This is a genomic window from Pseudomonas sp. P5_152, assembly GCF_033989915.1.
Taxonomy (GTDB): domain Bacteria; phylum Pseudomonadota; class Gammaproteobacteria; order Pseudomonadales; family Pseudomonadaceae; genus Aquipseudomonas.
Window position 1 is genome coordinate 3,388,868 of the sequence record NZ_JASFAH010000002.1, and the last position, 14,823, is coordinate 3,403,690.

Sequence of the window (14,823 nt, forward strand, 5' to 3'; positions counted from 1 at the left end):
TCTCTACTTATCGACGCTTGGGAGTGAACTGAGCGACGTAAGCGTCACCCTGTTTCGGGTAATAGATTTCACCAGCGACTGCATTGCCGGCGCGTTTGTCGAACACGATATCGATGCAACTCACCGGCGACTTTTGCTGATCGATCGCGAACACGCGGTACAGAATCTGGTTTTCACCTTCGTAGGTGTTGGCCACCGAGGCGTAGCTCGGGCTCTGCTTTTTCTGTGCGCCGGCGAAGTCGGTGATCAATTGCATCTTCGGTGCCTGGGCCACTTTGGCGCCGTCACGCAGCACGGCAATCGGGCCTACGGCCACGGAGTGACCGTTCACCGCAGTGGCCCATGGCTTGCCGTTCAGGCCAGGGAAAAACTCGGTGGTGGCGAATTCCTTCAGCGGCTTGTCGTCCGCCAGGCTCTTGACCTGACCCTCGATACGCGGCATGTCGGCAACGCAAGAACTGAGCGGGGCCGCAGCGTTGGCGGTGCCGATGATGGCGAAGGGCGAGCTTTTCGGCGTGATGCCCATGGCCAGTTGCGAGCGGGTATCGGTCACTGGGCGGCCACCGAAGTCGACACCACCCTTGCCGCTGAGCGGCACATTCGGCGAGCTGTCGGCAACCACGGGCGCTGTGAGCTCAGGTGCTGGCGCGGGTGCCTGGGCAACCGGGGCTGGGGTCTTGCTCGTGGGCTTGCTGGCCACGACCGCAGGCTTGCTCGAAGGCTTGGTAGTCGCCGGCTTGGCGGTAGTTGCAGGCGCAGTGCCATGGGCGAGGTACTTGGCGTTGCTGCGCTCATTGCGCACGCGCTCCACCAGCAACTGCTCGCTCTGCACTTCGACGAACTCGACACGGCGGTTCTCGGTGCGCCCTTGCTCGGTGGCGTTGTTGGCCAGCGGACGCGATGCACCGGCACCCTGGTAGTAAATGTTCTGACGGGGAATACCGACATCGGCAAGGATCTGGCCTACGGCGCGCGCGCGTTGTTCCGACAGCTTCTGATTGAAATCAGCCGAGCCGGTGGCGTCGGTATGCCCGACCACCAGGATTTTCTTCGTGGCCGGCGCCTTGTCCGCTTGCTTGTCCGTCAGCGCCGTTGCCAGCGACGTCAGTTGGCGACGACCGGCCGGAGTCAACTCTGCCGAGCCCACGGCAAACATCTCCGAAGACTGGACCTGGGCTTCAACCCCAACGGCTTGCAGTTTCGGCGCGGCGTTCGGGGTGGCGGCGACATTGGCGTTCAACTCGTTGACCTGCATCACCAGGCCTTCCTGCTTGGCCACGGCCTGCAGTTTCTGCACCCGGTCGCGGTACAGCAGGGCCACACCACAACCGGCACCTGCGCCAGCGGTCCCGGCGACCACCATGTCCTTGCCGTCGCCTTTGGTCAGTACCACCACGGCCACTCCCACCAGGGCACCCACGGCGGCGCCCGTCATACAGGCGGTGGTCCCCGACGACTCGCCCATGTAATTGTCGATCTGCGCACAACCACTCAGGCCGACCGCTACCGCCACCGCAAGGGCCGTAGGTTTCACTCTTCCATTTACACGCATGCCAATGTCCTTTTCCCCATTCCTTTACCCGCCCATCAGACGGAAATTCTTGTCAGCCCATCAGACGGAAATTCTTGTCAGCCCAGCAGCTGAATGAGTGACGCCCCGCCGGCGATTGAAAATCCCCGCGGTGCTTGTTGATCGATCGCAGTGCGCGTTTTCGAAACCCTGCGCCAACAAACGACAGGCACGCAGAAGCCCGAGCCGCGTGCATAACGCAGGACTCCAGGCAAATAACAGGTGATGCAGTGACCCAGGCAAAAGCCCATGGAGGGGAATATCCGTATAAGTGCCAGGCGTTAAAGGCCGGGACGTCCGTGTTCGTAGGTGCCGCGTAGAGGCGACAAATCTAGCACATCACAGCCGTCAGCTATTGGATCGAGGGTAATGGGCACATGATAGAGCGAAAATGAACGATAGTGGCATTGTGATATGTTGAAAAACGACAAATCTGACTTTTGACAGACTTTGGTGGTTGGGGAGGAGGGGGAGAAGGGGGGAATGGAGGTTGGCATAAGGCCAAAACGAAAAAACCCGCCAGAAGGCGGGTTTTTCGGGGGTTCCAGAGATTTTGAAAGCCTTCTCTGGAACCTTGTATGGTGCGGCACCAGGAGTCGAACGATCTAATAAGTTATTGAATTAGCTGATTAATACATAAAGCCCTGTGCGACTCTACCTCTAAAACTACCTCAAGGTCCTCGTACGGCTGAGGATCTTGCTTGACGTGACTAACGGCGAAGGGCCGGAGTTGCCCCCACAGCGGCCGGTCATTCGTCTATGAGAGTTGGGCCGTTGATGTGTCAACGGTCAACCACGTTAGAGTTAGAGTAGGTCCATGGTGGCCATGGAATCAGCCATACGGTAGCCCATCGCTTTGTAACCCGCCTGGCGCTTATCCCACATCCTCAGCAGCGCGACATTACCCTCGTCAACGAAGTCGATCACTCGCACGTCGGCCTTATCGGCATGCGATCGATGCAACCGCCCCGCATATTGCTGAAGGATTCCCTTCCATGAGATGGGCATTGCCAGCACCAGCGTGTCCAACGGCGGGTGATCGAAGCCTTCACCTACTAGTTTTCCTGTTGCCAACAGCACCCGTGGAGCATCAGGGGGAAGGGACTCAAGCTCATGCATACGGGAAAGGCGCTGTTTCTTAGGCACTCGCCCATGAAGCGTGAAAAGGTTATGCACACGCTGCTTCAATTCTAATTCAAGGGCATCCACATGTTCCGTCCGCTCCGTTAGCACTAGAATTTTTCTACCCTCGCTGTACGCCAGCTCAATCTCCGAGACGATTTTGGCTGTCCGCTCAGAGTCGTCGGCTAGATGCCGAAAAACGTCCTGAATCCCAAAGCCGTCGGGGACCACTATTGGTTTGGACAGCAATCGAGGCACGACAGATAGGTCATGAGGCGCATTCGCTGGCCGAGCAGCAGAATGTCGGATCGGTCCGCACTGCATGAAAATAATAGGCTGCTGCCCATCTCGGCGCACTGGGGTTGCCGTGAGTCCCAGCACGTACCGCGCGGTCGCGCTCCTCAGTAGTGCCTCGAATGACACTGCTGATAGGTGATGACACTCATCAACGATGATCTGGCCGTAGTTTTTTACCTGATCGCTGATCTCGCCTTTTCGCGATAACGACTGCATTACGGCAATGTCGATGATGCCGGTAAGCTTCGCTTTTCCGCCTCCAAGAGTTCCAACGACACCATTCCCGACTCCCAAGAACACCTGCAAGCGCTCTTGCCACTGCCTTAACAGTTCCGTCCGATGCACAAGCACCAACGTGTTAATGCCACGTGCGGCAATCAACGCAGCAGCACTCACTGTTTTACCGAAAGCAGTCGGTGCGCAGAGGATACCGGTGTCATGACTTAGCATTGCGCTGACAGCAGCCTCTTGGTCAGAACGCAGGGTCCCGAGAAAACTCACGTCGATGGGGTCGCCCGCGAAGCTTTCGTCTTTAAGAATAGCGGTAACCCCGTTTTCCCCTAAAAGCTCCAGCGCAGCATCCAAACAGCCACGTGGTAACGCAACATGTTTGGGGAAGTTCTGGGCACAGCCGATAATCCTTGGCTTGTTCCACACTGACATGCGCATGGCCTGAGCTTTGTAGAACTCAGGATTTTGAAAGGCAGCGAGCCGGACAAGCTGGTTTGCCAATGGCTGTGGCAATTCCGACTTTTCAAAGTAAATTAAGTTAGCCAGCGTGATATTGACAGCAGCAGGCAACGGGCATGTCAATTTACGTGATCTCGATTCACGATCTTTCCAAGGTTCTGCATCACCTTCGTCATCGACATAGGCGACCCCTAGAGGGTCCCGATTACCCATCGCCTGGATAATAACGGGCTGGATATCTTCTGGACTCATGCGCTGAATCGATGCCAGGAAGGCCCATTGATCAGGATGAGGCTCAAGCGAGTCGTCTACAAAAACGCTATTGTTTTGGGCCCTGGCCCGCTTTTGCAAAGGGAGCGCGATGAGATTTCCAAAGCCGCCTTTGGGCATATAGTCCTGGTTTGGAAACAGTCGATCATAGGAGCTGAGCGCCAACTGGCGGGTGCGCTCACAGGCATGACTGATGATTGCGGCACCGAGGCGGCGCGCATCGCAGGCAGGAACATTACGCTCAAAGAAAATCCAGCCATGAGCCCCTTGGCCTGAGCGCGATATTTCCAGCGCCACCGGGACGTTCAGCTCATGGCATGACTGCACAAAAGCTTTGGAATCATCACGCCATTCGGCCTCATCGAAGTCGACCGCCAAAAAATAACAAGTGTCATCAGAGAGTAGGGGGTAGATACCAACGACCACTTCGCCCGCCAGATGGCGATAGACCACCTCATCGGTCAGCGGAAGCAGCTGGCGGTTACCGCAGTCGCCACATTTAATTCGGGGCTTCTCACAAACGCCAGGTCTCCATTCGTTTGCGCAAGCGGGTGCGTATCCTGATTTGCCTGCCTTGCTTTCCCAGCGGATGGGATAAACGTCCGTCCTACCACGAAACAAGCTTCGGAATAGGGCAAGCTTTCCATCAGTATCGAGTTGCTGTGATTGTTCTGCTTGGACAATCGCTATCTTGACTGGCTCAGCAGGCGGGCGCCATTCGATGCCATGAGCATCCAGCAAGGCAACCAATCTTGCATTCTCAGCCCTTAGCTTCGCCACCAGACTAGTGTCTATCACGGCCTTCAGCCTCTACGTCTCAGGTGAAGCCTGTAGCCTCAAGCTACAACCCTCAGGTCCATCAGTAAAACATAGAGGTTATCAAACAACAGAGGTTAGGTTCAGGGGTGCTCAAGAGGTCCGCCCTAATCCCAATCAAATCGTTGGCTGGCTCAATCTGCCAGTGAGGGATACAGAGCGCGCAGTTGCTGGCATTCGGCTAACGTTGAAAGTTCCAGGATTTTCCTAGGCGCAGAGAGATCAGGCTTGTGGTCAGCAGGTAGTAGTAGCGCGTCGATTTCGAGTTTGAGTTCATGTGGTGGTTCAAAAACCAAACGAGATGCTTTCTTTGCCATGTCCATGGATTATCTCGGTTCCAGCGTTCAGAAATGGCTGCTTGAATAGTCTTGGCCTGGCGGATGTGACGTTCGCGTGAGGCATGTGCTCCAGTCAGTACTCCAGCCAAGAAGATCTCCATATCGAATGGTTTATTCATACCCGACCACCGATGTACGCCGATACCACGTCGATTCGACCGTGTCCCAGTTCATAGCTGATTTGTAAGCGTGCCTCTCGATCAAGGCGTAGATCGAGGCGCCTGCACTTGCCACCGTTGATGGGCGCTAGGTGATGGGTAATCTGCTCATAGCGTTCGCACGCATAAGCCGCACGCAGTTCGTGGAAGCCTTTGAGGTTGTGCGTATGGAGAATCTCCCGTGCGGGGCGAATGAGTACCTGTTGGAAATCGCGGTAGCGTTCATTCGGTGCCAGCAGGTTGCGGCTACCGTCGGGAGAGACCTGTTCGGCGTACCTGAGCGCTTCGCGAATATGGTCATTCACCCTGATCCAACGAGGCGCGGTTGCGCCGCCGCGGCCACCTTTAGTGCCATCCTGGATGTTGATCTTGTCATAGTGTTCGGCTTCTCTTCGCAGGCGCGGAAGGTCGGCCAAGATGGCCTCGCGCAAGCGCATGCCGGTGGCTCGCGCCAACTGGGCGATGGCCGCCGCACGCGGCATTTGGTGTTCGCAGAGGACGTCGACGATCCGCTTCACGTGTTCGCGGTCTTGGCCTTGCGGCACCGAGCGACGAACACTGTTCCGCCGCATTCCCAGCGTCTTGCTCGGACTCGGCACTTTCACATACTGATCACCGCGAAGTGCGGCCATGGTTCGGTTTACGCCGGACAACCGGTTTTGCGCGGTGGCGATGCTGATAGCGCCTTGTTCAACTTGGTGACGCAGATGACCGGCGTAGTCCAGCAAGGTCCGCCAATCAATTTGCCTCGCATCGTTAAACCCGGGCCCATCCTCAGACCGACACCATCGTACAAATGCCAGCTAACGATCACTGTGCGCTTTGACGGTCCCGTAATGCCCTCCGCCGAACATGTCTTTTAACGCCTGCGGCCCGGCATAACTCAGTTGCCGGCCATAGCCAAAATTGCGCCCGCCACGTTTACCTACCAGTGCCATGATCGAACTCCTCTCGAAGCCAAAAAGTTTCAAACCTTCCTCACGTCATCCCGCCACGAATGTTGAGTGTTATCAGGGATCAAGGCCCCTGCGACCTGTGAGGGTTGTCCTCTAACGCAGGACTGGCGGCTCTTTACGACCGGGAGCTTGGGCATCTCATGATCTGACCTCCTGAACACTTCCAAAGAAGTGGGCGGGTGGAGGCTGCACTGGCTGACGAGACCAATGCCGCGAGATCCTGAGTCGAGTGAAGGTAGTGATGCGATGACCGGGGCATGCCTGACTGTCAGTCAGGTGCAGTCCATTCCGTAGGCTGCGGCACCATCATCGGCATCGCTGTTGCTGGTGACTTCGGCGTTTGTCACGCCGATTGTCACGAGGAGAGTTGCGGCAAAGCCATGTACGACATGGGCTGCAGCAGCGGTAGGAGCGCCCGTCTCTTTCCGGGAGAAAGAGACGGGCGCCGGTTGGCGCAAGGAAATGGCCAAGCGGGTAGGTTGCTGCAGGGCAGCTATGAAAGGGGATGAGTTGCCGCAGTGGGCACACTGATAAAAGTAGGCATCCATCACATCGCTGTGACCATGCGAGCCGCCGGACGCTAATCGCACTTTGGGAGAACCACCACGGTGTGGCGTAGCCTTAAAGATTCTGGCTACCTGGGTTGCTGTCAACGACAGCGCTTTGCCCTATCTTTTCTACGCCTGTGGATAATTTGGGTCAAGGCTCGAGTTTTCGGGAGTCCTGCGGCTGTGGATGAAATTATCCACCGGTGGAGATCAGTGGTTTTCCACAGACAGTTGCGTGGGCTTTAGTTTTTTTAAGTGAGGTCCATCCAAGCAGGGCGGCTTTGCAGCCCTGTTTGGATGGACCCGCGTGGACAAGCGGATCATCGAGATTTCGAGAACGTACGCTTACTTTGCTGCGCCGCGATTGGCTTTTGGCCGTGTGACATTCGTGCAGAGTCGTGAGGAGTGACATCCTCCTGCTGATGGGTGACTGGAAATCGGCTCCACCAGTTCATGATTAGTCTCCGCTCGTCGAGTTGCGTGCGACTATGGAAGACTGAGTACAATCCCCGCACGTATGTCTTTTCTTCGACCTTTTGCAGCTACGTGAAGCAGGCTGATCATTTAGGAAGTCTTTGATGTCACTCAATCCCCACACCCTTGAAGACCTGCCCTCGCTGGTTGAATCTGTCGAGCTCGAATGCAAGCTCGCTCAGGGGCAGGATGGGAAGGGAGAGTTGCCTAAGGATTTCTGGTTAACCTACTCCGCTTTTGCTAACACTCAGGGTGGGGTAGTACTGCTTGGCGTGCGCGAGAAGGATGGGCGGTTCAGCGTTGCAGGTCTATCCAATATCGAGAAAGTACGTACTGACCTGTTCAATACCCTCAACAATCCGGCCAAGGTCAGTGTCAATCTGCTGACTGACCGGGAGGTGGTCGTCAGAGAGCTGGAGGGCAAGCAGGTACTTGAAGTGAAAATCCCGGCGGCTTCGCGTAAGCAGAAGCCGGTATTTCTCAATGGTCAGCCGCTAGGTAACACTTATCGTCGATTACATGAGGGTGATCGGCGTTGCTCTGAGGAAGATGTTCGCCGCATGTTCGCAGAGCAAGTGGAGGACTGTCGGGACGAGCGGATTTTGCCAAATTACGACTTCGCAGACATCGATCCGGACAGTCTGCGTATCTACCGCCAGATGCTTGGCGACATAAAGCCAGGCCATCCAGCGCTGGAGCACCAAGGGATTGAGTTTCTCCGACAGATAGGCGGCTGGCGAAAGGACCGCGCGAACGGAGTCGAAGGGCTGACTCTGGCAGGTTTACTGATGTTCGGACGCTGGCTTTCGATCCAAGAGAGTGTGCCGCATTACTTTGTGGACTATCAGGAGCGGCCGCAGGCCAAAACAGAACTACGTTGGGTGGATAGACTCGTCCCTGATGGAACCTGGTCAGGAAATCTGTTTGATTTCTACCGGCGGGTTTATCGCAAGTTGGTTGAGGACCTAAAGGTACCGTTCGTTCTCAAAGGTGATCAGCGCCAGGATGACACACCGGTACATGAAGCTCTGCGCGAGGCTTTGGTTAATACCTTGGTCCATGCCGACTATACCGGGCGGGTTTCTGTGTTAGTCGTGAAGCGTCCTGACTTGTTTGGCTTTCGCAATCCTGGCGGCTTACGTTTACCCCTTGAGCAGGTGTTGCAAGGTGGTACCAGCGATTGCCGGAACAGGCTAATGCACCAAATGTTTCTTCTTATAGGCCTTGGCGAGCGTGGTGGTTCTGGGGTTCCAAAAATCTACAGCGGGTGGCGCAGCCAGCATTGGCGACCGCCAGCCCTTTATGAAAAGCCCGAGCCCGAGCAAACCCTTCTTGAGCTTCGCATGTTGGACTTGCTTCCTGAAGGGGTGGTGGAGCAGTTACGAGAGCGATTTGGGGTTCGTTTCGAGAGCTTGGAACATACTGCCAGGTTGATTTTGGCCACGGCCGCGATTGAGCGGGTGGTCAGCCATAATCGTCTCCTTGAGATTTGTGATACTCATGCTCATGACTTGAGCCAACTGCTTGCGCGGTTGGTACGCGAGGGATTCCTTGTGCCCGACGGGCGCTCACGGGGCATGATTTATCACCTGCCGGGTGAGCAACTGCCTACGCCGGAGCAAGTGTTCGCAGGTCCGCTGCAGAGCTCCGAACATTACGCCGGCAGCTCCGAACATAACGGGGCTAGCTCCGAACATAACGCAGGTAGCTCCGAACATAAGGTCGAGCTGGATATGCAGCGAAACGATGATGGCTGTTTATTGAGCAATCATATTGACGCGCCGCTGATCGATGATTTGGACAGGCTTGATGCAGGGTTTCGAGAAAAGCTCGAAATACTGGCTGAGGAGCCGCGCAATCGAGAGCGCATGCAAAAGGATCGTATGCAACAGGTGATTATCACCCTATGCAAGGAGCACTATCTGACGCTCAACGTTTTGGCTAATTTGGTAAAGCGCAGTCCAGATGCCCTCCGTCAGCAGTACCTGAATGGAATGGTGAAAAGTAGGCAGATTCAGTTGGCATTTCCGTCCAAGCCGACTCATGAAAGGCAGGCGTACAAAGCGCACATGGGTGGACAGGACGAGGAGTAGGTTAACGGCCTACTCCCTCTAGCGGCTTTTCGCCTTGAGCCGCGTGACGTTCGCCCCGGTCTGGTTCGCAAATTCGTGTGGAGTGACATGCTCCTGTTGATTCGCCTCAAGGTACCGGCTCCACCAGTTCATGATCAGCCTCCGCTCCTCGATGAATTCTGCCTTGTGGATGTAAGCGGCGCGGACGTTATTGCGCTCCTTGTGACTCATCTGCCGTTCAATGGCTGTCTCTGACCACAATCCTGACTCGATCAGTGCGCTGCAGGCCATCGAACGAAATCCATGCCCGCAGATATCGGTTTTGGTGTCGTATCCCATCGTCCGAAGCGCGTTGTTCACCGTATTTTCGGACATGGGCTTCCAGGGTTTGGCATCCCCTGCGAAGACCAATGCGAATTTGCCTGTGAGTGCATGGATTTTTTCGAGTAGCGCCACTGCTTGCGGCGATAAGGGTACTAAATGGATATCCCCTGCCATCTTCGTACCCCTTGTGGAAAAGGGTACTCCCTCCAACGCGGGTCGAGTGTCCGGTATCTCCCAGACGCCGCGCTTGAGGTCGAACTCGCTCCAGCGGGCGAAGCGCAGCTCGCTGGAGCGTACAAACACATGCAGCGACAGCATCACCGTCAGACGGGTAAGTGCCCGGCCTTTATAGGTGTCGATCCGCTCCTGCAGTTCCGGCAGTCGCGATAAGGGTAGAGCGGGGCGATGGACCACCCGCGGGGCCTTGATCGAGCCCTCGAGATCGTAAGCAGGGTTTATGGTGATAAGCCGGAGGCGCTTTGCCTCGCGCATGATGCTCTGCAGGTAGTTTTGTACCCTTAAAGCAACGTCGATCGTTCCGCGCTTCTTGATCGCTTCCAAGGGCTGCATGAGGTCATGGGTGTCGAGGTCGACAATGGCGCGGGCGCCGATCAGCGGGAACACGTGGGTTTTGAGGCGACTCATCACAGTCTTGGAATGGCCTGGTGCCCACTTGGCCGACATTTCCGTATGCCAGTCCAGGGCAACGCTTTCAAAGGTTCTGCCTTTGATCACGGCTTCCGCCTTGGCTTGGTGCTTGGTCTCTATGGGATCAATGCCATCCGACAGCATTCGCTTGACCTCCAATCGCTTGCGGCGCGCATCGGCGAGGCCAATGACGGGGTAGTTGCCGAACGAGGTCAGTCCTTCCCGTCCGTCGGGTTTGACGTAACGACGCCGCCAGCCTTTACGGCCATTGGGTTGGACTAGAAGGTAGAGGCCGTCGCCGTCGAAAAGCTTGTAGGCGCGGTCGGTGGGCTTGGCTGAGCGGCAAGCCGAATCGGAGAGTGGAGCAGTGGTGCGCGACATAAGGGTACTCCCCCTTTATCGAATTACCTTACCCCTAACACTACCCCTAAAACGGTTGGAATCCACCAGTTTCTGACGGAAACCGATGGAACGCCAAAACGAAAAAACCCGCCAGAAGGCGGGTTTTTCGGGGGTTTCAGAGATTTTGAAAGCCTTCTCTGGAACCTTGTATGGTGCCGGCACCAGGAGTCGAACCCGGGACCTACTGATTACAAGTCAGTTGCTCTACCAACTGAGCTATACCGGCGTGTTGGGCGACGATTATAGCGATTGCTTTGCGTCTGTAAACCCCTGAATTCTGACTATTTTTGCGTAGCGCTCAGGGTCAGGCTCTGCGCAGCACTTTCTTGAGCTTTTCTACGGCTCGCCAGGAGCGGCTGTTGCGCAGGGCGTGGAGTTCGGCTTCGGCACGGTCGGCGCGTTGGCGTTCGTTGTGCAGGGCGGTTTCCAGGTCGGTCAGGGGGTAGCTGAAGCTGTGGCCGTAGCAGAACTGGAATTCGTCGAGGTTGCACGGGGCCAGTTCGAATGCGCCCTTGAAGTGCAGGTGTTCTTCGGCCAGGTAGAAGGTGTTGAGGCCGTCGAATAGTACCGAGTGGTAACCGGCGTCGAGCAGCAGTTGTTCCCAGGTCTGGTCGCGGGTCCAGGGGGTTTCGATGAGGATGATCCAGGGGCGCCATTGGCTGAAGTCCATGCCGCGCAGCACGGTTTCCTCGTGGCCTTCGACGTCGATCTTGAGGAAGTGGATCGGGCCTTTGACGTGTTCTTCGCAGATCGAGGTCAGGGTGCGGGAGTCGACGGTGTGGCTGCGCACGTCCATGCCGGCGTCGCGGTGCTGCTTGGCGACGCTGGCTTCCACGGTCGACAGGCCGGTGTCGGCGATGGCGTAGAAGGTCAGGGCCTCGGCGTTGTCGCCGGCCACGCATTGCAGGTTGATGTCTTTGGGCCGCTCCTGGCACAGGGCGTCGTGGTAGACCTGCACCGGCTCGATGTTGATGCCGGTCCAGCCGCGTTCATAAAACGCCTTGGTGACCGAGTCCACGGTGGGCTGATTGGCGCCGACGTCGATGTAGAAGCCGTTTTCGAAGTGCTTCAGGGCGCGCCACAGGCGAATGTCTTCGAAGTTCTGTGCATAGGAAATGAACGTCACTGGCGCTTCCTGTCAGTCGGTTACGGCGATTCATGGCACCCGCTGGGCGCCCGATGACTGTGTATAGCAACTGCATCTGATGCGCGCAATTGTTGGCATGTTAGAGGCCAGGATTCGGCAGTTATGTCCTTTGGTTTTAAAGCTTATGCACAACTGGCAGTTGTCTGGCGCTCTGGATGACCGATTTTTTGCAGGAATTCTCAACAAATCGCAACTGGCTGTTTTTTCGTTCGTTTTTTAATGTGAACAAAAAATGACCAAGGGCCTTTTAGCCCTAAAAGCCTTGGATCCAAAGGCCCAGATGGATTTTCATCAACAGAGTTATCCACAGGCTGCGCTGCGACAAAATGCCCCTTAATGGCGCTCGGCTAGCAGCAGCAGATTGCGCGGCGTCAGCGCACTTTCGCAGAAGGTGCCGAGGCGAACCTGGTAGCCCTGGGATTCGAGAAATAACGCGCGGTCGAGGACCAGCCACAGTTCCAGTGGGCGGCGGAACAAGCCGCGTACCAGTTCCAGGTTGCGCACTTCGGCCAGGCGTTGCCAGCCGGCGGCTTCCAGTGCCGGCCAGTCCTGGGTGCCGACTGTGGATAAGTCTTTGAGTGCGGCGAGGTCGCGGCAGTAGTCGGCGAAGGGTTTGTCCAGCCAGGCGCTGGGCAGTGACGGCGTCGGCAGGTACTGGTCCAGCCCGCGCAGTTGTCGTTGCAGCAGGTCGAAGCCCAGGCGGCGGGCCATGGAGCTGTCGCGCTGGCGTCGGACCCGGGCGCCGGCCGTCACGGTTTCGCTGAGCGGCAGGGCCAGGTCGTCCAGGGAAAGCTGCAGGCTGGAGGCTTTGCCGGCGCTGGACAGGGCTTGGTATTGGCTGGCCTGGGTGCGGTTGTAGCAGCACGGGGCGATGGCCAGTTGCGGGCAGCCGGCGGCGCTCGCCAGTTGCAACAGGCGCACGTGCAGGTCGCCGCAGGCGTGCAGGGCCACTGGCGTCAGGTCGGCGCTGACCTGGGCCGCTGCATCGGCTGCCAGCACGTCTTGCTGCCGATGCCGGGCAGTCAGCCGATGGTGCTGACTCAGGGCCTGGCCGCTGGCGATCAGCGCCGGGTCATGCTCGAGGCAGGTCAGTTGCTGGCCGGCTTGCAGCAGGCGGCGGCCCAGATGGCCCTTGCCCGCACACCAGTCCAGCCAGTGCCGGGGTTGTTCGGCGAACTGCAGGCAGGCGGCAAAGGCTTCGATCTGCTGCCATTTGCGCCCCGGAACGTCGACGTTCAGGCGCGGCGCGGCGGGTTGGATGGCATTGGCAGGGAATTGCGCGAGCACGCTGAGGGCCGCCGACTGCGCCGCCAGCGCCGGGAAAGGTGCCGGGGCGAGTAGCTGTTCGGGATGGTTGTGGTGGTCTTCGGCGTGTTGCAGCGAGCGCTGGCGTAACCACTGGGCCAGTTGCGGGTGGGTAGTTTCCCACGGCAACTGGCGCTGGGTAAACGGGCGCGGGCGCCAGAGTGCCTGGTGCTCGCTCAGGAAGGCATCGAGGGCGTTGAAGCGGGCGAGCAACTGCTCGCCCGTCAGCACCGACGGCTCAGCGTCCCTGGCAGGCATCGACGCGCAACCAGCGCTCCAGCAGCTTGAAACCCCGGACCAGGACGTAGGCCATCAGCAGGTAGAACATACCGGCGGCGAAGAAGATCTCCACCGGCAGGTAGGTACGGGCAATGATGGTGCGAGCCATGCCGGTCAGTTCGAGCAAGGTCACGGTACTGGCCAGGGCGCTGGCCTTGAGCATCAGGATCACTTCGTTGCTGTAGGCCGGCAGGCCGATGCGCGCGGCACGCGGCAGGATGATGTAGAACAGCGCCTTGGGCCGCGACATGCCCAGCGCCCGGGCGGCTTCGATTTCACCCGGGGGGATGGCCTGGATCGCGCCGCGCAGGATCTCGGCGATGTAGGCGGCCGTGTGCAGGGTCATGGTGGCGGTGGCGCACCAGAACGGATCGCGCAGGTATGGCCACATCGCGCTGCTGCGCACCGCGTCGAACTGCGCCAGGCCGTAGTAGACCAGGAACAGCTGCACCAGCAGGGGCGTGCCGCGGAAGAAGAAGATGTAGGCGTAGGGCAGGGCGCGCACGTACCAGAGCTTGGACGAGCGGGCGATGCCCAGCGGAATGGCCAGCAGCAGGCCGAGGATGACCGCGATGGCGACCAGTTCCAGGGTCAGGGTAGCGCCTTGGGCCAGCTTCGGCAGCCACTTGATGATCACTTCCCAGTTCATTGGTTGCTCCGGGCAAAGCCGCGAGCGGCGCGTTTTTCCAGCAGGTGCATGCCGGTCATGGCGATGACGGTCAGCCCCAGGTACATGAAGGCGGCGACCATATAGAAAGTGAACGGCTGTTTGGTCATGGTCACGCCGTTCTGCGCGTGACGCATGATTTCTTCCAGACCGATGACCGAGACCAGGGCCGTGTCCTTCATCAGGATCATGAACAGGTTGCCCAGCCCCGGCAGGGCGATACGCCACATCTGCGGCATGATCAGCCGGGTGAAGATCCGCCATTTCGACAGGCCCAGGGCCACACCCGCTTCGCGGTGGCCCTTGGGAATGGCCAGGATCGCCCCACGGAACACTTCCGTGGCATAGGCGCCAAAGCACAGGCCGAGGGCGATCACGCCGGCGGCAAAGGCATTGAGCGCCAGGTCAGGTTTGCCGAAAAACTCGCCGAGGGCACGCATCAGGTTGACGGTGCCGAAGTAGATCAGCAGCACCCACAGCAGTTCCGGGATGCCGCGTACCAGGGTCGAGTAGGTGCCGCCAAGCCACTGCAGTGACTTGTACGGGGAAGTCTTGGCCAAGGCGCCGAGCAGGCCGAGCACCAGCCCCAGGCTTAAGGCCGTGAGAGCCAGTTTGACGGTCATCAGCGCGCCAGCGGCGAGCGCCGGGCCGAATCCTTGGAGTTCGATAATCATGGAGGTCTATTCAAGTTGCAGCAGGCTTTGCTAAAGACCGGCGCGCCGGGTGGGCGCACCGGTCAG

Annotated in this window: 9 protein-coding genes, 1 tRNA gene and 1 pseudogene; 1 reads left to right on the forward strand and 10 read right to left on the reverse strand. The window is 58.0% G+C overall.

What is annotated here, in order from left to right; translation table 11 throughout:
* Positions 1-7 precede the first annotated feature (7 nt).
* The 4 genes and pseudogenes from QMK50_RS15375 to QMK50_RS15390 form a co-directional block, all read right to left on the reverse strand.
* Positions 8-1,552, reverse strand: coding sequence for an OmpA family protein (locus QMK50_RS15375; RefSeq protein ID WP_320333427.1), 1,545 nt, complete (start codon positions 1,550-1,552; stop codon positions 8-10).
* Between the two features lie 822 nt (positions 1,553-2,374).
* Complete coding sequence (locus tag QMK50_RS15380; protein WP_320333428.1) at positions 2,375-4,747, reverse strand: TOTE conflict system archaeo-eukaryotic primase domain-containing protein; 2,373 nt, start codon at positions 4,745-4,747, stop codon at positions 2,375-2,377.
* A 199-nt stretch (positions 4,748-4,946) separates the two neighbouring features.
* Entirely contained in the window at positions 4,947-5,222 is a 276-nt protein-coding gene (locus QMK50_RS15385; RefSeq protein ID WP_320333429.1) for a hypothetical protein, read from the reverse strand.
* Positions 5,219-6,199: pseudogene (locus QMK50_RS15390) on the reverse strand (integrase domain-containing protein). The gene QMK50_RS15385 and the pseudogene QMK50_RS15390 overlap by 4 nt, the downstream one beginning before the upstream one ends.
* Before the next feature lie 1,144 nt (positions 6,200-7,343).
* Between QMK50_RS15390 and QMK50_RS15400 the strand changes: the two are divergent.
* A complete protein-coding gene (locus tag QMK50_RS15400; RefSeq protein WP_159993180.1) occupies positions 7,344-9,332 on the forward strand; it encodes an RNA-binding domain-containing protein in 1,989 nt (662 codons plus the stop codon).
* Between the two features lie 18 nt (positions 9,333-9,350).
* Here the strand turns inward: QMK50_RS15400 and QMK50_RS15405 are convergent, their stop codons facing one another.
* The 6 genes from QMK50_RS15405 to QMK50_RS15430 form a co-directional block, all read right to left on the reverse strand.
* On the reverse strand, positions 9,351-10,664 hold the full coding sequence (locus QMK50_RS15405) for a tyrosine-type recombinase/integrase (protein WP_320333430.1): 1,314 nt from the start codon (positions 10,662-10,664) through the stop codon (positions 9,351-9,353).
* 171 nt (positions 10,665-10,835) lie between these two features.
* Positions 10,836-10,911: transfer RNA gene (locus QMK50_RS15410), tRNA-Thr, on the reverse strand.
* Between the two features lie 78 nt (positions 10,912-10,989).
* Positions 10,990-11,811 carry an FkbM family methyltransferase gene (locus tag QMK50_RS15415; RefSeq protein WP_095167405.1) on the reverse strand — a complete coding sequence of 274 codons (822 nt, stop codon included), beginning with the start codon at positions 11,809-11,811 and terminating at the stop codon, positions 10,990-10,992.
* A gap of 354 nt (positions 11,812-12,165) precedes the next feature.
* A complete protein-coding gene (locus QMK50_RS15420) occupies positions 12,166-13,395 on the reverse strand; it encodes a methyltransferase (protein WP_320333431.1) in 1,230 nt (409 codons plus the stop codon).
* A complete protein-coding gene (locus QMK50_RS15425) occupies positions 13,376-14,065 on the reverse strand; it encodes an ABC transporter permease (RefSeq protein WP_095167402.1) in 690 nt (229 codons plus the stop codon). Before QMK50_RS15425 ends, QMK50_RS15420 begins: the two co-directional genes overlap by 20 nt.
* Positions 14,062-14,757 (reverse strand): ABC transporter permease, encoded by a 696-nt coding sequence (locus QMK50_RS15430; protein WP_159993188.1) that lies wholly within the window; start codon positions 14,755-14,757, stop codon positions 14,062-14,064. The genes QMK50_RS15425 and QMK50_RS15430 overlap by 4 nt, the downstream gene beginning before the upstream one ends.
* Positions 14,758-14,823: the final 66 nt, after the last annotated feature.